The sequence below is a fragment of the Plantactinospora sp. KBS50 genome (assembly GCF_002285795.1).
Lineage (GTDB): Bacteria > Actinomycetota > Actinomycetes > Mycobacteriales > Micromonosporaceae > KBS50.
In genome coordinates, this window is sequence record NZ_CP022961.1 from 525,680 (window position 1) to 543,596 (window position 17,917).

Annotated in this window: 12 protein-coding genes; 4 read left to right on the forward strand and 8 right to left on the reverse strand. The window is 70.0% G+C overall.

The features are described 5' to 3' along the window. The first annotated feature begins 528 nt into the window (after window positions 1-528). Together CIK06_RS02375 and CIK06_RS02380 are read left to right on the forward strand one after the other, a co-directional pair. On the forward strand, window positions 529-1,413 hold the full coding sequence (locus CIK06_RS02375; RefSeq protein WP_095563427.1) for a nucleotidyltransferase: 885 nt from the start codon (window positions 529-531) through the stop codon (window positions 1,411-1,413). Next, entirely contained in the window at window positions 1,410-2,027 is a 618-nt protein-coding gene (locus tag CIK06_RS02380; protein WP_095563428.1) for a hypothetical protein, read from the forward strand. Before CIK06_RS02375 ends, CIK06_RS02380 begins: the two co-directional genes overlap by 4 nt. Here CIK06_RS02380 and CIK06_RS32275 read toward each other — a convergent pair. The 3 genes from CIK06_RS32275 to CIK06_RS02395 all read right to left on the reverse strand — a co-directional run bounded on the left by CIK06_RS32275 (window position 2,015) and on the right by CIK06_RS02395 (window position 5,266). Next, a complete protein-coding gene (locus CIK06_RS32275; RefSeq protein WP_369916164.1) occupies window positions 2,015-2,740 on the reverse strand; it encodes an endonuclease domain-containing protein in 726 nt (241 codons plus the stop codon). The genes CIK06_RS02380 and CIK06_RS32275 overlap by 13 nt on opposite strands. A gap of 23 nt (window positions 2,741-2,763) precedes the next feature. Next, window positions 2,764-3,621, reverse strand: coding sequence for a transposase family protein (locus CIK06_RS02390; RefSeq protein WP_232533972.1), 858 nt, complete (start codon window positions 3,619-3,621; stop codon window positions 2,764-2,766). Between the two features lie 1,009 nt (window positions 3,622-4,630). After that, window positions 4,631-5,266 carry a nucleoside deaminase gene (locus CIK06_RS02395; RefSeq protein ID WP_095563430.1) on the reverse strand — a complete coding sequence of 212 codons (636 nt, stop codon included), beginning with the start codon at window positions 5,264-5,266 and terminating at the stop codon, window positions 4,631-4,633. Window positions 5,267-5,309: 43 nt separating this feature from the next. Between CIK06_RS02395 and CIK06_RS29075 the strand changes: the two genes are divergently transcribed. Further along, a complete protein-coding gene (locus CIK06_RS29075) occupies window positions 5,310-5,465 on the forward strand; it encodes a hypothetical protein (protein ID WP_157756569.1) in 156 nt (51 codons plus the stop codon). A 171-nt stretch (window positions 5,466-5,636) separates the two neighbouring features. On the opposite strand, the gene CIK06_RS02400 is transcribed toward CIK06_RS29075, so the two are convergent. From CIK06_RS02400 to CIK06_RS02415, 4 genes are all read right to left on the reverse strand, one after another. After that, the gene (locus tag CIK06_RS02400; protein WP_095563431.1) at window positions 5,637-6,155 is read right to left on the reverse strand and encodes a hypothetical protein; all 519 of its coding nucleotides are present in this window, start codon (window positions 6,153-6,155) and stop codon (window positions 5,637-5,639) included. Then, window positions 6,155-7,783: a hypothetical protein gene (locus CIK06_RS02405; RefSeq protein WP_157756570.1), complete on the reverse strand. Its 1,629-nt coding sequence runs from the start codon at window positions 7,781-7,783 to the stop codon at window positions 6,155-6,157. Before CIK06_RS02405 ends, CIK06_RS02400 begins: the two co-directional genes overlap by 1 nt. Continuing rightward, a complete protein-coding gene (locus CIK06_RS02410; RefSeq protein WP_095563433.1) occupies window positions 7,777-9,783 on the reverse strand; it encodes an ATP-binding protein in 2,007 nt (668 codons plus the stop codon). The genes CIK06_RS02405 and CIK06_RS02410 overlap by 7 nt, the downstream gene beginning before the upstream one ends. Window positions 9,784-10,365: 582 nt before the next feature. Beyond that, window positions 10,366-12,867 carry a hypothetical protein gene (locus CIK06_RS02415; protein WP_157756571.1) on the reverse strand — a complete coding sequence of 834 codons (2,502 nt, stop codon included), beginning with the start codon at window positions 12,865-12,867 and terminating at the stop codon, window positions 10,366-10,368. Window positions 12,868-13,443: 576 nt separating this feature from the next. Between CIK06_RS02415 and CIK06_RS02420 the strand changes: the two genes are divergently transcribed. Beyond that, complete coding sequence (locus CIK06_RS02420; RefSeq protein ID WP_095563435.1) at window positions 13,444-16,734, forward strand: BTAD domain-containing putative transcriptional regulator; 3,291 nt, start codon at window positions 13,444-13,446, stop codon at window positions 16,732-16,734. On the opposite strand, the gene CIK06_RS02425 is transcribed toward CIK06_RS02420, so the two are convergent. After that, window positions 16,731-17,567 carry a C40 family peptidase gene (locus tag CIK06_RS02425; protein WP_157756572.1) on the reverse strand — a complete coding sequence of 279 codons (837 nt, stop codon included), beginning with the start codon at window positions 17,565-17,567 and terminating at the stop codon, window positions 16,731-16,733. The genes CIK06_RS02420 and CIK06_RS02425 overlap by 4 nt on opposite strands. Between the last annotated feature and the right edge of the window lie 350 nt (window positions 17,568-17,917).

A 17,917-nucleotide genomic window follows, 5' to 3' on the forward strand; every position in this document is an offset into this window, starting at 1 on the left:
GGGAGCCGACGAGCTCTGACTGCGAAGACCGGGACCGTGCGGGTCGCTGGGATCGCGAATGGCTCATCGGAGGGTAGGCCACAGAGCCTCGTCATTAGCCCGGGTGTTTCACGAACGGTGATCCACATGGCGGCCAGGGATGAGGAAAGTGCCTTCTGAACTGGGATGATGGGGCTTGTCGAAGGTCCCACATCGCCGGAACGAAGGCACTTTCCGCGTGCAGACTACCTGGTCGCGTCCGAAGCTGACGGTCAGCGCTGATGGTGTGGTCCCGGTCGAACCGGGCCGACACCACCCCGAGCCCGATGTGATCGGTCAACCGACCCTGCGGCCGGCGCGGCTCCACTTCAGACGACGTCACGCCACGGCACCGTACCGGTCCGACGAGACCTCGTCAGGTCACCACGCTCACCAGCGCCGACGCCCTATCTGAACGGCATTGGCTCCAGATCTTTCTTGTCAGAGGCTCCCAGTACCCTGGCCTGGCTTGCTCGGCCGAGCAAGATGATCAGGTAAGGAGCCACCAGGTTGGGACTGGAAGAAAAGCTGGCTGGTTGGACTGGGCCGTCCAGCTCAACGGAGCAAGACAAGCAAGAACGCACCGAACGGATGATTCGCGAGGCGATCAAAGAGCACGCGGCCTTCGACTCCTGTGACCTTCGGATCTATGCCAAAGGATCGTACGCCAACAACACGAATGTCAAGACAGACAGTGACGTTGACATCGCTGTCCAATGCCGAGACGTCATGTACTGGGACGAGGCAAGGCCCAGGATCCATACCCCGTCGCCCTACCAGGGGATCTGGACTCCAGCGAAACTGCGCTCCGAGCTGAGGAATGCGCTTTTGAATAAATTCCCCGGCCAGGTCGATACATCCGGTTCAACCGCCTTCCGCATCCACTCTGGCAGCGCCCGCGTGGACGCCGACGTCGTGCCCTGCTTCAACTACCGGTACTACTTCGTCGGAGGCGGCCACCGTGACGGCGCCAAGGTATTCAAAAAAGACGGTTCTAACCTAATCAACTATCCCGATCAGCAGCTCACGAACGGCCGGGACAAGAACAATCGTACCAGCCAGTATTACAAGAAGACCGTCCGGATCATGAAGCGCGTCGAGAACGCCATGGTCCACGACGGCAAGCACCGGGAGGTGCCGTCCTTCTTCATCGAATGCCTCGTCTACCACTGCCCGGACGACATCTTTCTCAGGTCGACCTGGGAAGGCACCGTGCGCGGCGTCATCAGCCACATCTTCCATGGCCTTGAAGGCGCCGAGCCCGAGGACAACTCCAAGCGCTGGCTCGAAGTCAGCGGATGCAAATACCTCTTCCAACCCGGCCAGGCATGGACCCGGGCAGACGGATGGGCATTCGCCAAGGCCGCCTGGAACTACCTGGGGCTGAAGTCATGAAACGCAGCATCACTATCCGGGTGGTCGCGGCGGTGGTCGTCATCGTCCTCGTCGCAGGTACCTGGATCACCAGCGGCAAGGTCGACACCGGCTGGATGCGCTTCTTCTCCGCCGCCGTCCTAATCGCCACCTTGATTCTGGCCGCCTGGGATCTCTGGCTCTGGCGACTTGGCCTCGTCCAGCGCATCCCGGGCGTACCTCGCTGCGTGCGCGGAACTTGGCAGGGTACCCTCACGTCCTTCTGGATCGATCCCGCAACCGGGACATCACCACCACCCAAGACCGTCTACCTGGTCGTCCACCAGACCGCTACTTTGGTCACGGTCAAGCTCTTCACCAACGAATCGCGGTCGACCTCCACGCTTGCTGCCGTATCCGCTGTGGACAACTCTTGGACCCTGGCCTACCTCTATCTCAACCGTCCCGACATGCACGCCGAACCCCGCAGCAGGATGCACCACGGGTCGACAGTCTTCGACGTATCCGGGGATCCCGCAACGCGTCTGACTGGCCGCTATTGGACCGACCGCGACAGCAAAGGCCAACTTGAGTTCACCCGGAATCACCACAAACTAGCAGACGACCTCCTCGAAGCAGCCACCTACTTCGCGTGACGCGAGCCGCAAGACGGTCGGTCTAGAGCACCTCGCCGACGAGAACTTGGCCCTTCCGCGGAGGTGGCCGGGTTGGGCATCGCGGTGTACGGCGGCGTGACCACCCAAGGTGCTCCTCGATGTCGGCGAGCGGTCGCAGCGGCGGCAATCGGAACAGGCCGCGCGTAGCGCAACCCGGGTTCGTGGCCCTCACCCACGTGTCGCACGGTCCGCCCAATGATCTCGTCCCAGACTGGTCGGCCCGTCGCGATTGTGGCAGCGATCCATCCGCCCGCGCCGGTCGGGTCACCGGTGCAGTGGTAGCAGTGGCAGTCCAGCCCGTCTTTGATCCGCCGTTGGCGGTGGATGCGCCCGCCGGCGGCGAACCGGTCGGGGTTCCACGGGTCGATTCCGGCGCGGATCAGGTAGGCGCGAGCAGCTTCGATCCACCGCCGCGTCAATTGCATCTGGTTTCCATGCAGCTCGACCAGGCCGAGGAACCCATTGCAGCCGGAGCACAGCAGATCACGCACGCATCGACCGCACGAATCTCGACCGGGGCACCAGAGGTGGTCGTGGTCGATCGACAGGGGAACCACGCCCATTGATCCACGCGACGCGGGACCGTCGCAGATCCCGCACCCAGCGCCCTGCGCACGCAGCAACTCGCGGTACCGCTCCGCGGTGATCCGATGCCGCAGCAGCGCCTTCCTCGGCGTCTCAAGGCAGCACACCTCGAAGGAATGATAGCTACTGATCAATGACGTGATCTCAACAAGGGCGCGGTAGGTACCGATGTTCGAAGTGGGTGAGGTGGAGGGCGGCGCGGACGATGTTGCCGGTTTGTCGTGGGCCGGCGGTGGTGTGTCGCAGAGTTCGTCAGCGGCCGGTCAGGATGGCGAAGCCGCGTTCTCCGAGGCATCGCATTGATCGGAGGATCGCGTTGTGTGCGCGGTTGTCGACCGCGAGGCGGTGGCCGTCGGCGGGTTGCTTGTACGGGGTGTGGATGCCCTGGCCAGCGCCTTCGTAGCCGGAGTGAGCCAGGGTCGGCAGGTGCAGGTGGGAGGCGGCCCCGGTAGAGGGCGCCGGTGATGTCTAACTCCTGGGCGCAGGTCAGGTCGTGCAGGTGTCCCGGCATCGCGTCCGCGGTCCAGATGGGTAGCCCGTCGGGGCGCATGACGGCTTGGATGTTCGCGCCGAAGTCGCGGTGTTTTCCGGAGTACCAGGCGTCGATGGTGTCGCCCTTGACCGACAGGGTGGTCTCGGCCAGCCGGTCGGTGTCGAACAGCTTCCCGTCCAGGATCACGTGTGACCAGCCGTCGGCGGCAACCTGCTTGAGGGCGTCGTGCAGGGTCGGTGTCTGCGCCGCGAGGACGCGCACGGCCTCGGCGACGTACCGGTACGCCGTGGCCCTGGATACCCAGAATCCGGCGGCGAGGGTGGTCTTGTCCTCACCCTTGCGGAACCACACCAACACCAGAAGCGCCTGGTAGAAGCAGGTCAACGCCCTGGTGCGGCGGCGGGTGCCCACCGCCCGACGCTCCGCGCGAAGCAGACGCGCCACGTGTCGCACGAGTTCCCTGGGTACGTCGAGCCTGGCAGAATAGGTGATCACGTGGAGCCCTCTCGGAGACCGATTCCGTCGCAAGAACCTGTCTACCGATGGCTCCACGTCCTTATCCCATGCTGTCCGCTATGGACGCTACGCCCGTGTCATCCCGAACCGCACCCTGGATCCCTGCTGAGATCACCTCAATGCCCGTTGGCGAGCATCATCGGAGGCCACTGCCGGATTCTGAAGGCCGGGTACGACAACAATCGGGGCCACTGGAGGCCAGCGGTACTGGAGAACGCGCGCGTAGGCCCTTCATGAGTGTGGGGCGCCGGCTTGCGCTGGTCTGGTGACCTCTTGTGGCGGTCGGCAGCGGGACGCACCCGGTGCCGGACGTCGCTGGACAGAATGGTGAGCACGCCTTCGGCAGTCGTGCGGTCACCCCGATGGTGACCGCCCGCGCCGCAGCGCCCCGCCGCGCCTCCGGCCCGAGCGCGGCCACGAGCGCGGCCGCCAGCAGTCCCGACGGTGCATCCCCATACCCCCCATCGTTGATCGCCGGTGCGAGCGGAGGGTGCCGGGGGGCCGGCGTGCCACAACCAGCGCTTCGAGGGCTGCCAGGCATAGGCCGAGTGCTCCCCGCCCCGGCGCGCCCAACCATGACCGCCGACCCGTCACGAAACCTGTGCCAGCGCCAGTCTTCACGCGTCACCGACACAGCGGCCGGCTGGTGCGGGCCGCCAACGTACCGGCAGCAGTCAACAGTGCCCCCGTTTACCCCACGAAAACCCCTTCCAAGGGTCGACCATCTGTGACTGGCCTTGATAAGCCGACGATGGCGTTCGTGCAGTTCAGTGATGGTTCTTGACGATTGATGACAAGCTTGGGGCCGTCACTTTCGGTAAGCGTAGGTCGACGGTTCGATTCCGTCAGGCGGCTCAGAAAGAGGCCCTGACCAGCGGGTTCGCTGGCCAGGGCCTCGTTTTCGTCGATGAAGAGTTGAGTAACCAAAGATGCAACCGGATGACCACGGGCGGCAACCGTCGATCAGTGGGCAGTCGCGTCCGCTCAGTCAGCGCCCATTTGCGATGACGGACGGTAGCTCGTCCCACACCACTGCCAGCGCCTCGGAGAGGGTGAGGTCGCGCAGCTCGCCGGCCGCAGGCAGGCGCCGGGCCAGGCGCACGATCTCCGGCATGGCCGCGTCATGGCCCTCGATCACCGACGTCACGCCACGGTCCACGGCCGAGATCAGGTGCAGGAACGCGCCAAGATCCTGGAGCGGCCCGCCGACGGGGCCCTCGCGCCGCGCCAGGCGTCGCGCCATCGCCGGGTTGAGCTCCCGCAGGCGGTCGACGCCGCGCCACAGGGGGTCGGGCGCGGCGAACCGTACGGTGCCGACGTGGCTGTGCCGGAGGGCGGCGGTGCAGAAGAAGCAGGGCTCGAGCGTGGAGTACAGGGTGAAGTCGGAGTAGTCGCCGGGCGCCAGGGTGGCGAGCGCGTTGATCTCGGCGTGGGCGATGAAGCTGCCGCTGATCTGGCCGGCGGGGGCGTCGCGGTCGCGGAGGCGGTTGCGGCCGCGCCGGACGATGGTGCCCGACGGGTCGACCAGCACCGCTCCGATGGGGAGGCTGCCGGCCCGGAATGCCTCCCACGCGAGCTCGAAGCATTCCGACCAGGCGGGTTCATCGGTGGACAAGAATGTCACCGGCCAATCGTGTCACAGGGTCTGTACGGTTACGTATGTCGATGTGACCGCCGATCGGCCGGCCGACGGCCACGGCCACGTCGTCGTCATGGATGTCGCCCAGTTCTCGGACGAGAAGACGCTGGCCGACGCGCTCGCCGCTGACCCACGCGGGCATCATCTGCACCTGGCCGATCCGGTGGGGTCAGGGCCGGCCTGATTTCATCGATGTGGTTTGGGAATCGCCCCCGAAGACCCCGTGGTACCAGCTGAGTGGAGTCAGAGTCGGAGCGTTCCACGAACGTGTCGAGCTCGGTCGACCGCTAGTGACGATGGTTGGTGGCCGACGCGGTGCAGACCGAGTTCTGAGGTACGCGCATTGCGCGCCTGGTCAGCCCGACGGCGAGTCGAGCGCGTCAAGGGCCGACTGTTCGAGCTCGACGTATGGCTCGGCACGCAGATTGGAGCCTACGGTTCCAGGAGGGATACCCAGCGTGTCCACGTCGATGAGTCCGCCTCCCCCGACCCGGAAGCCGCCTCCCCGCTCCAGCAACAGCAACAGCGGCTCGAACGGCTCCGGCGGTGCCGACGGCAGTTGAACCTCGGCGTCGAGTAGCGCCGCGAAATGCAGGGCGTTGACGCAGGCGTTGGTGACCGCCGCTCCTTGGAGGTTGGCCGAGAGGTGCCCGGTCACTCGGTCGACGAGAAGCGGATCGGCGCGGACGGCGGGCTCCACCGAGGCGGCGATGTCGAAGAACGGGAACCCCTCCGCGCCGGTAGTCCTCGCCCACCAGGCCGCGCGACGCAGGTACTCCTTCATCAGGTAGCCCCGGGAGGTCGTCCGGTCGTCCGACCCGCCCCAGTTGATTGCCAGAATACGATCGACGGTGGCGGCGACGTGATGTGCCACTATCGGCTCCATTCATTGCGGATCCGGGTGATGATTTCGTCCAGGTCGGAAAAGTCCTTCGAGATTTCCGTGATACCTGGATCCTCCCGCCCGAGCGTTCGCTCCCAGTGGGCGAACGGGGGTCTCGCGGCGTCGGTGAGCGGAGCGAGGTCATGGGCACCGTAATGCTCAGATGTCGGGCGGTTACCCAGTACGGGATCCCAGGCTTCCGGATCGGTCGACCGGTAGGGCATTCCCGCCTCCATCAGGCAGCTTTCAACGTACTCGTGGGCCATCAGGCGCTCGAACCGTACCTTCTCGGCCTCGTCGAGGGTGCCGGCATCGGCCTTGGGCCAGAGCGTCGCGATGTCCGGGTCGGGGGAGAAATTCGCCCTCTGAGTCTGCTCCGGGCCGACTGGAAGATCGTGTTCCTGGTAGAAAACATGATCCTTGATCTGTTCCAGCTTGTCCTGCGGGATGCCCATGTTCTCGGAGATTCGGGTCGTGTCCCCGACATTCTCCCGAATATCCGCGTAGACCTGCGCATCGCGGGGATCGACATGCTCAACATAGTTCGCGCCTGTCCAGAGGACGTCTGGACGGCTGCCCGGCACCTGCATCCGGTCATGGTCGGCACTGTCGCCTTCCGCCGGGTCGGCCGCCGCTGACAGCTCCGTGTCGTCTTCTCCGGGCCCGTACCCGTCTCCGTACCCATCCATATCCAACATGCTGTCGGCACCAGGGTCCAGGCCCGGGTCGGGCAGGTCGCCGACGCTGTCACCCGTCGCCGAATCGTCCAGCGCCGGGTCGGCCTCGTCCGCCAATTCCCGGGTATCCCCGTCGGATCCGTCCACGGCTGCCTCGTCGGCCGCGTCGGCCGCGTCGTCAGGATCATCGACAGCCTGCGGATCTCCGATGCCGGCGTCGGCCCTACCGCCCGCCGGCTCGTCCTCGTCGACAGGCTCCGGACTGTCTGGCTCCGCCTCGGCCATGGGCTCCGGATCCGCCGGTTCGATGTCGGCAACGGGGTCGTACGCGTCGGCGTTGTCGGACGGCGTGCTCTCGCCCGTTTCGTCCTCGCCAGTGTCCGCGTTATCGGAAGCATCCGCGCTGCCGTACGCGTCCAGGTCGCCAGCTTCCGAGTCGTCGGGCGGGCTCCCGTGGTCCCTCGCGTTGGCCGCATCCCCGTCGTCGACCACGTCCGCATCCGTGTCGGGCGTGTCGGCCGTGCCCCCACCAGGCTGGTCGGTCGCGTCCGCTTCTGCACCGTACGGATCGGTCGCGTCCGCGTCGGGCGTGTCGGCTCGGTCCGCGTCCCGGCTGACGGGTTCGGCGTCGTCCGACAGCTCTGCCAGGGGCTGCCCGGCGTCGTCCGACGGATCTCCCTGTGGATCCCCGGCGTCATCCGACAACTCCGGCTGCGGATCCCCGGCTGCGTCGCCGCCCGCCTCCCCCTCAGCCGCCGTCTCCGGCGCCAGGTCGCCCACGGGGTCGTAGCCGTCGGCCTGCGACGGGTCGGCGTCGGTCCTGCCGGCGCTTTCCGGGCTCTCCGGGCTTTGCGCCCGGTCGACCGCGTGCTCCGGCGGCGGCTCGGGCGGAGGTGGCGGTGGAGGCGGGTCGGGTGCGCTGCCCCCCAACTCGCTCACCATGCGGTGTCTGACGTCGGACGTGCTGACGCCCCGGGAACCCGCCCTGCGGCGGCCGAGAGGAAGGCCGCCGGCCATCGGCGTACAACCACCAGGTCCGCCAGCGCCCGGCCGAGCGCCGCCGACCAACCGTCGCCGGTACGGGGCTGACCGACCGCCGTCTCCAGCGCCGACCAGGTCGACGGAGCGGCACCCGAACCCGGACCACCGCCCGACTGCGTGCCGTTGCCCGAGCCCACGCCGAACAGCACGGCCATCACTACCGACCGGTCCACCAGCAGTTCCTGGCTCCACCGCCGTACCGTGTCGAGTTGCTCGGCGGCGGTGGCCCCGGCGACTGGGCGGCCGTGGCGCGCCGCCCACCGGTCGCTGTCCGGGTGCCGGCCGGCGCCTGGTTCACGGGCGCACAGGTCCTGCAAGGCGATCCGGACCGGGTTCCACCGGAAGCACGGCGCAAGCCAGCGCGTGGCCGGGTCCGGGCAGCGGGCCGCGGTGGGGAGCGTACCGGCCAACTGGGCGCGCAGTTCGGCGGCGACGTGCGCGGCGAACTCCGCCGGGCTGTGCGAGGCGGCCAGCGGCACCGAGCGCGCGTTCACCGCCGCCTCGACCGCGTGGCGGATGGCGCAGTCGAGCAGCCGCGGCTCGACCGCCGCAAGCCGGTACGCGAAATCCGTGGACGGGCTCGGCGCCGGCATGCCGACGAGGTGCCCGATGACCGCCAGCTCGGCCCAGACCACCAGCGCCGGCTCGCCCCGGCCCAGCCGGCGGGCGCCGGTCATCCGGCGCAGCGCGCACGGGTCGACGGCGCAGGCTGGTGGGCAGGCGGGGTTCGGGGTGCTGACGAGTCGTACCGGATCGGCCAGGGGGACCTCGACGCCGTCGCGTTCGCGGTCGGTGCCGTCCGGGACCCGGACCAGGATCGGCTGGTCCATGCCGTCGGTGAACACCGCGCCGGTGCCGGGTGGCAGGGTCACCAGGAAACGTGACTGCTCCTCGGTGAGGTTCATCGTCGCGCCGACCGTCTCGCGGTCATCCCGTGCGGGTAGCCGGTGCACCACCTTCACCGCGGTGTTTTTGATCGCGTCCGGGATCAGTTTGGCCGGGATCTGCTCGGCGATGACGAGACCCTCGCCGTACGCGCGGACCTCGGCGAGCAGGGCCGCGAACAGTTCCACCGCGTGCGCGGCCGGCCCGGGAGCGTCGGGGCGGCGCAGTAGCCGGTGCGCCTCCTCGATCACGGTCAGGTGGCGCAGCCCGGCGCCGGGTGGCCGGTGGTGTTCGCGTATGCGAAGGTGCTCGACCAGCTGGATCAGGGTGGCTCCGATGAGGAACGCCTTGTCCCGGTCGTCGCCGACGTCCTCGATCTCGATGATCACGTTGTCCCGCAGCAGCCGGTCGAAGTCGAGCGGGTGACCGCCCTCGAAGAACCGACCGGTGGTGCCCAGGCGCAGGCTGCCCAGCCGTACCCCGATGAACCCCCGCACGTTGTCGGTGATCTCACGGCTGTACCCGATCGCCTCGACCACCTCCTCGGCCGCCACCTGCAGGTCGGCCAGGGTCGGCAGCCGTGGTGTGACCCCGGGGTGGGCCGGCTCGCCGAGGGTGAGGTCCCAGCCCAGCCGCTCGTAGCTGCGGGTCAACGCGCCGGCCAGGACCTGCGGGAACGGCTCGTCGGCCTGGAACGCGGCGACGAACAGGGCACGGGTCAGGTCGGCGTGGGTCTGTAACGGGAACCCGGGTGCCGGAGCGAGTGGGTTGAACCCGACCGGTGGCGCGGACGGGTCACCGGGGCGCAGCGCGATCACGTCGCCGTCGGGGACCCGGGCGGCCATCTGCCGGTACTCGGCCTTCGCCGGCTCGATCACCAGCCAGGGCAGCCCGGCCGAGCTGGCCTGTTCGAGCAGGTGCCGCACGGTCTGCGACTTGCCACCACCGGTGGCGCCGCAGACGAAGGTGTGCCGGTTGAGGCTGCCGGTGGGCAGCCGGAGCGGACCGGCCGGCATGCCGTCCCGGTCGGTGACCTGGCCGAGGTTGAGCGCACGGGCGTCGCGGGGGGTCTCGGGGTCACGTCGAACGTCGGCCGGGGTACGACCCGGATGCCGGGGATCTCCACCGTGGGTGACCGGACGAGCGCGGCCACCGCGGGCGCACCGGCGAGGAACGGGCTGGCCGCAGGTTCGCCATCGGTGGCGAGCACGGTGTCGAGGTCGCCGGTGACCCCGGTGGGCACCAATGTGTACGCGAGCCGGCCGAGGTCGGTCGCGGCGCAGAGCAGTCCGGCGACCGCCTGGGCGCCGGCCGGGTCCGGTCCTCCGGCGAGCAGGTGCACCTGCCACAGGCCGGTGGACTCGCCGGTCCGCAGCTCCCGGTGGCGCCGTTCGAGGCGGGCGGCACGGACGGCGTACTCGGGCGAGTTGCGGGTACGCGCGTCGCGTTCCAGCGCGGCCACCCGGCCCGCCTCGGCGCTGACCTCAGGGGGTGGCAGCGGCTCGGCCAGCAGCAGCCAGCCGAACGGGCCGCGCCAGACGCCGAGCAGCGCGTCCGCCAGGCCCGGGGGCAGGCCGCCGTCAGCGGTGCGCACACTCTCATCGAGCAGCAGCCCGTCGACGATCCCGCCGACCCGGGTCCATGCCGGGAGCGTGGCCAGCAGTGCGGCGGCGTCGGCGGCGGGCAGGGCTGATCCCCGGGTGCCGGGCGGAAAGCTGAGCGCGACCGGTTCGGCGGTCTTTCCGTCGGCCGCGCGCGGGGCGGGCGGTGTCGGGCCGGTGCCCGGTGCGGCCGGGGACAGGTCGGTGGCGAGCACGGTCACCGGGCCGGCGGCCGCCGGCCGGACCCAGCCCAGGAGCAGCGGCGCGGACCGGCCGAGCGAGTGGTGGTACGCAGCCACGACCGAGGCCAGCCGCCGGGGCCGATCCGGGTCCTCCTCTGCGGCGTCCGCCCGACGCCGCTCCGGCGGCACGGGCTCGTACACCTCCTCGACCCGGCACAGCGGCGCCTGCCACAGCCAGCGGGTAATGCCCGTGGCGTCGCCGGGGTGAGAGGGGCTCGGGTATGCGAGGACCATCGGCGTCAGGACTGCCCGGGCGGCTGCCAGCCGGGCGGCGGTGCCGCCGGCGGGTACTGCGGGGGTACTGCGGCGGTGGGTACTGCGGGCCGGGCGTCCCGCCCGGGTGATAGCCGGGCGGCGGGTAGTTGGGCGGCGGGTAGTTGCGCACGGCGGGGTTGCCCGGCCCCGGTGCGTGGCCGGGAACCTGCTGGATGGGCGGGTGCGGCGGCGGGTACAGCGATACCGGTTGCGTCGGCGGCAGCGGTTCGTGCGAGGCCCGTGGCAGGGTGATGATCGACGGGTCGCACTCGACCGGCAGTTGGGTCACCTGACCTGGCCGGCCCTGGACCAGCAGCAGCACGTGGTCGGGCAGGTGCTGCAGCGTGGTCGGTTCCACGCTGTACTCGTACACCCGCTGTTGCCCGACGGCGTTGCTCCAGTTGGTGCCCTCGGTCCGGTTGGAGGCCATCGACCAGTTACGGGTGGTTGACCAGCCCTGGGTACGGCTGTGTGACTCGCTGCTGCCGCCGCCGCGGGACCAGTTCGAGCCGTGGGAGCTGTGTTCGGCGCCGTCGGACGAACTGCCGCCCCGGCCCCAGTTGCTGAACGTGCTGGTCACCTTGCCGATGTTGAGCGACTCGGTCTCGGCCCACCCCTCGGTCTCGGTCTCGCCGTGCGACTCGCTGCCACCGAGCGTGCAGGTCAGCTGGGAGACGACGAACTTGTGCTGACGGCCGATGAAGTCGGCCGCGCGGGCGGCCTCCTCGTGGTTGCCCAGCCGCATGAAGCCCACCGCCCCGCCGCCGAGCAGGTGCGCGGAAGCGTCCCGCAGGTGCCGGAAGAGCAGGACTAGCCGGATGTCGCGGCGCTCGCAGATGTCGGACAGTCGCTCCACGTGCCGGCGTTGCAGGTCATCCGCGCTCGCGATGATCAGGGTCCGCGGCGGGTCGGCCGCGAGCATTCGCCGGGTCGCCCACTGTACGACCAGGTCGACCAGCAGTTCACTGCGTACGTTGCGGCCGTCGCTGTCCAGCGTTATGCAGCTGACGAAGCCGTTCGTGCCAGCCGTCGCCCGGCTGCCCAGCTCCCGCAGCGGGTAGATGTACGAGTCCAGGCGCCGCAGGTGTCCGTGGGCCTGTCGCCGGTACTCGTCGGAGAACAGGTCGTCGGCGAGCCGTAGCCGCTCGTCCTCGGTGAGCTCGGACCGTATGCCCGGCTCGCCCATCACCGTGTGGAGGGCGGCCGAGAGCCGGGCGAAGGTCAGGTCGTGGCCGATCACGTCACAGATCGCGGTGAGGACCCGGTTGTCCATCGCCCGGTCGGCCCGGTTGCCGCCGGGGCTGTCGCCGTACATCGACTCGACCAGGGCGTCCACCAGTTGGTGCCGGTCGAGTCCGACCAGCAGGTCGCTGTCGGCCATGTCGGTCGGCAGGCGCTGCAACTCGACGCCCGCGCCGACCACGCTGGACAGCCGGACCAACTCGGCGCAGACCGACTCTCCGGACAGGTCCAGTACGGTGAGCGCGCCGCGGGTGCCGACCATGGAACTGCCGAAGACGGTCAGGAAGGCCTCCCAACCCCAGAGCGTGCCGCCGATGATATCGAGGCGGCGGTTGCCGTCGGCGGTCCGCGCCGCCCCCCACTCGACCATCGCGTCGATCCGCTCCAACTCGGCGCTCTGGAACGCCTCGCGGCGCTGCTGCCACAGCGCGGTGGCCTGGGTGAACTGCGCGCTGTTGCGCTTGGCCGCGTTCCGGACCGCGCGCGTGGCCAGGTAAAGGGTCAGGCCGCGCAGCGCGGCCAGCACGATGGTGCCGAGCAGGGCGATCCCGGAAAGGACAGCCATCGCCTCGGCGGGTCCGGAGAGCGAGATTTCGGCGGACGTGGACGTGCCCCCGGTCGGGGCCGTGGTGGTGCCGAGACAGGCGCCGACGCAGGCGAGGGCGATCGACACCCCGATTCCGATGCCGATCGTTCTTAACAGCCGGACGACGAATCCGGTTTTCAGCCGTTGCAGCCGGTCCAGCAAATGCTGGGGCACCGGCGCCTGTACCGGCGGTGGCTCGGCGAAAGGTCGCAGTGTCTGCCAGCGGTCCCGGAAAAGCCATCCGAGTCGTTCACCGGACGCGAAGAGCTTGGCTATGGACTGGGTCGGGTTGTCTGGTTGACTCATGCACGTAATCCCTGATTCGGTGTGACCGCGGATCGCGTCAGTTGCTCACTTGCGAGCCAACTCACCGCGCTACTCAACCAACCTGTCGGCGCCCGCGCCACCCCCCGGCCACCCCGACCGAGAGGACTACCGGTGGAGGTATGGCTGTCCGACGGTCGTCCCCGGCATCCGTTGCGTCAAAAGTCTTACCGGATCGATTTTGTTGGGCCTGTTGAACAGGGCCAAGGCGGTCTCGGCGCCGCCTTCGCCGAGTCGGGTTCCGAACGAGACGATCTCAGGTCGGATCTAGGACACATTGACATTCGTCAACAAGTTGCCGAGCAAGTCGGCGATGCCCGAGAAGGCCGGCAGGGCTCTGCGCCACCAGGGCCGGTGCTCGGAAAGCACCGGGACCTTCGCCGAGCGCACATGGTCGGACCTGGAGCGATGCCCTAACATCGCCGAATGGGCGACGGCGCGACCCCGGCGGATGCCCCGAACACGCCGTCCGGCCGGCCAACGGTGGGCAGGCTGCTCCGGACGTACCGTCTGCACAGCGGGCTGACCCAGCGCGAGTTGGCGGTCCGGGCCGGCCTCAGCATCGCCGCGCTCCGGGACCTGGAGCAGGGGCGGAGCACCAGGCCGAGACGCGCATCGGTGGCGGCGATCGCGGCGGCGCTCGGCCTCGACGACCGGGCCAGGGAAGCGTTGCACACCTCGGTCACCGCGGCGACCCGGGACCACGAGCCGGCCCGGGTGGCCGACCCCGGTGCGCCCGTGGAGATCCGGGTGCTGGGGCCGCTCGAACTTCGGCGCGGCAACGAACCCGTAGCCATCGGCTCGGCCACCCAACGGGTACTTCTCGCGAAGCTTGCCCTCGGCGCCCCGGAACCGGTTCCCCGGGACTCCCTCCGGGAACTGCTGCACGGCCGATATTCGGCCCAGGACGCGACGAAGCTGCTGCGGACGCACCTCACCCGACTGCGCCGGCTGGTCGAGCCCGCGGGCCAGCGCCTCATCGTCACGACCCCGGCGGGCTACCGCCTCGTGGCCACCGCCGCACAGCTCGACCTGGCCCGACTCCGGCAGTTGGCTGCGCAGGCGCGCGACGCGTCGCCCGAGTACGCGCTCACGCTCCTTGCGCAGGCGGCGGAACTGTGGCGTGGCGGGTGCGACCTGGGCGAGCTGGTCGGCGACCCGCTGCTCGCCTCGGTCACCGAGGAGTACGCCACCCTGCTGCGGCGCTTCGCCGAGGTCGCCCGGGACGTCGGCGAGCCGGAGCGGCCGCTGCCACGGCTGCGTGAGCTGGCCGGTCGGCTGGAGTTCCACGAGCCGCTGCACACCGCGCTGATCGTCACGCTGGCGGCCAGCGGGCGGCAGGCCGAGGCGCTGGCGGCGTTCCAGCGCGTTCGGGCCAACCTGCGCGAACAGCTCGGGCTCGATCCCGGGGACCTGCTGCGGGACGCGCAGGTGGGTGTGCTCCAGCAGCGCTGGCGGGTGCCGGAGACGGCCGCCCGCAGCGTGGTCCAGCAGTTGCCGGCCGCCCCGACCGGGTTCGTCGGCCGGGAGCCGGAGCTGGCCCGCATCGTCGCCGCCGTCGCGCGTACGGGGCACGAGTCGCGGCACGCGTCGTCGCGGATCGTCCTCGTCCACGGTGCGGCCGGATCGGGGAAGACGGCCCTGGCGCACACCGCCGGGCATCGGCTGCGCCCGCGGTATCCCGACGGCCAGCTCTACGCCGATCTCGGTGGCGCCTCGCCCGAGCCCGCCTCCCCGGCGGCGGTTCTCGGCCGGTTCCTGCGGGCACTCGGCGTGCCGGCCGACCGCATCGGCGACGACCTCGTCGAGGACTCGGCCCTGCTGCGTACCGAGTTGGCCGGGCGCCGGATGCTCGTCGTGCTCGACAACGCGAGCGACGCGGCGCAGGTGCGACCGCTGCTGCCGGGTACCGGCCGAAGCGACGTCCTGGTGACGAGCCGGTGGCTGTTGCGCGGGCTGGAGGTCGCGGCCTCGGTGCCGCTCGGCACCCTGACGGCGGCCGAGTCGCTCGACATGATCGCGGCCGCGGCCGGCGGCGAACGGGTCGCGGCCGACGAGGGGTCCGCGCAGGAGCTGGCGACCGTCTGCGGCCACCTTCCGCTCGCGTTGCGGATCGCGGCGGCCCGGCTGGCGAGCCGTCCGTCGTGGACGATCGGCGACCTGGTGCGGCGGCTGCGTGACGAGGGTGGTCGCCTCGCCCAGCTCGTCGACGGGTCGACGAGCGTCCTGGCCAGCTTCCAGCTCAGCTACGACAGTCTCAGCGAACCGGCCCGGCGGGCGTTCCGGCTCTGCGCACTGCACCCGGCGCAGGATTTCGGGGTGACCGCCACCGGCGCCCTGCTCGACACGGACGACGCCACGGCCGAGCGGATCCTGGACGAACTGCTCGACGCCAACATGCTGCTGCAGTACTCGGCACACCGGTTCCGGTTCCACGACCTGCTCCGGCTCTACGCCGGCAGGCTGGTCGGGGCGGAGAGCGGTCGGACCCGACACGACGCCTTCGCGCGGCTGCTGGCCTCGTACGCCGAGCGGGTGACCGCCGCGATGGACCGGGCGCTGCCGCAGATGGTCCGGCTCGCCGGCCATCCCCGGCCGCAGGGCCGGTTCCCGGCCGAGGAGCAGGCGGTGGCCTGGCTCGACGCCGAGGCGACCGCGCTGGTGCTGCTGGCCGAGCAGGCCGGCCGGGACGACGGGCTCGCCGACTTCGCCTGGCGGATCGCCGACCAGCTACGCGGCTACTTCCTGGTCAATCCGCACGTCGACGGCTGGACCCGGATCGTCGCGGCCGGCTGGTCGGCGGCGGAGCGTTCGGGCGACGGCCGGGCTCGGGCGGCGATGCTGATGTCCAGGGGGCAGGCCCGGAGCATGGTCGGTCGCGACCTCGAAGGTCTCGACGACACGCTCGCCGCCCTGCGGCTGGCGCAGGAGTGCGGCTGGCACGCGGCGGCGGCCTACCTTTCCCACAACGTCGGCTGGCAGTACTACGAGTTCGGCCGGCTCGCCGACGCCGAAACGTGGTTCGGTCGGACTCTCGACCTGACCGCGCACGAGCCCCTGGGGCATATCCGTGCGGCGGTCCTGAACGGCATCGGCATGATCATGCTCGGTCGCGGCCGCCGCGAGGACGCCGCGACGAGCCTCACCGCCGCGTTGGAAATCAACATGAGGACCGGGCGCGAGCGTGCCGCGCTGGTCAACCGGGGGAACCTCGCGAGCGTACTGCGGCAGCGTGGTGAATTCCTCGCCGCGGCCGAGCAGCTCGACACCGTTCTGCGCAGGTACCGGCGGCGCGGAAACCTGCGCGGCGAACTCTCCACCCTGGACGAGATGAGTCGGCTGGAAATCGACCGGCGGAACCTCGCCAGCGGGTTGAGCCTGGCCCGGCAGGCACACGATCTCGCGGTCAAGACGTACGACCGGCGGGCCCAGGCGATGACCGCCGGCACGCTCGGTGACGCGCTGCGGGAGAGCGGCGAGATCGCGCAGGCGCTCGACGTGCTCCGGGACGGGGTTGCGATGGCCCGGCGGCACTCGTACCGCTACCTGGAGACCAGGGCACGGGTGGGCCTCGCCCGTGCCCTGGCACTGGCCGGTGAGCCGGATGCGGCGCGGCGCGAGGCCGGCCGGGCCGAGCGGGTCGCCCACGACCTGGGATTCGGCGCCCTCGCGACGGAGGCGAGGGCGATCGCGGTGGACCCGCCGGCCCGCGACTAGCCGGTGACGCCGACCATCCGGTAGTAGCCCAGCGGGGGCTTGAAGTCGACGCTCATGTAGCCGATCCCCGCCGCCGGGCTCATGGCCGAGTACAACTGACCGCCGCCCGCGTACTGGCCGACGTGGCCGTCGTAGAAGACCAGGTCCCCGATCTTGAGCTGGCTGCGGCTGACCCGGATCGCGTCGCGGCTCTTCAGGTTGGTCAGGTCGGCATTGTTGTTGTCGGCCTCCGACCGTGCCCAGTCGTACTGCTGCGCCGACGACCTGACGCCGCCCCAGCCGGGGAAGTTGACCACCCGTTCGTAGGCGAACTTGACCAGGCCCGAGCAGTCGTACGCGTCCGGACCCGTGGCGCCCAGGACGTAACGCTTGTTGATCTGGTTGAGGGCGTACTGGTAGGCGAGCCGGGTGTAGTTGTAGATCTTCTTCGTCACCGAGCAGGTGGTGCCCTGCGCGCTCGTACCGTTGCTGACCTTCACCTCCAGGTGGTTGAACTGGGCGATCCCTTCCGGGTCCCAGGACTGGCCGCCGCCGCTGGCGGAGTCGCCGTAGCCGCCGCCGACCCCGAACACCACCTCGTCGTTCCGGAAGATCCAGCTCCGGCCGTTGCCGGAGTCGTCCCTGGCGGCGATCTTGATCAACGGCGTCATGCCGTCGGAGCTGGTGTCGTTGAGTTCCCAGTGGACCTTGGCGCTGCGGGTGCCCTCCCACTCGACCTGGATGACCGCGCGGGCACCCGGGCAGCCGACCGGAATCTCCAGGCTCGGGTTGTCGATCGGCGCGGCCGAGGCCGGCGTGGCCATAACGACGCTGGTGGTCAGGAACACCGGCACGGCGAGCAGTATGGCGCGAAGTGACCGGCGTCGCGGGCCGGGAGTCTTCGTGAGCATTCGACTTTCTCCCTCGGTTCGTCCGTCCTGTGATCGGACGTCAGGGAGACTAGGAATGCGGCTGGCGCCGCCGATTCCCGTACCTCACCCGTACCGGGACGGCCGCCGGGCCGCCGGGCCGCCGCGGCGCCGGGCCGCCGCGGCGCGAGGGCGGAACGCGGCGCGAGGGCGGAACGCGGCGCCCCGCCCCGCCGGCAAGTTCCCCAACGGCGGTGGCCGGCCAGCTGTCACTTTCCTCTGGGGCTGCGGCGATGGCGGCCCGCACCTGCTTCGCACAGCCGGCTACGGCGAGT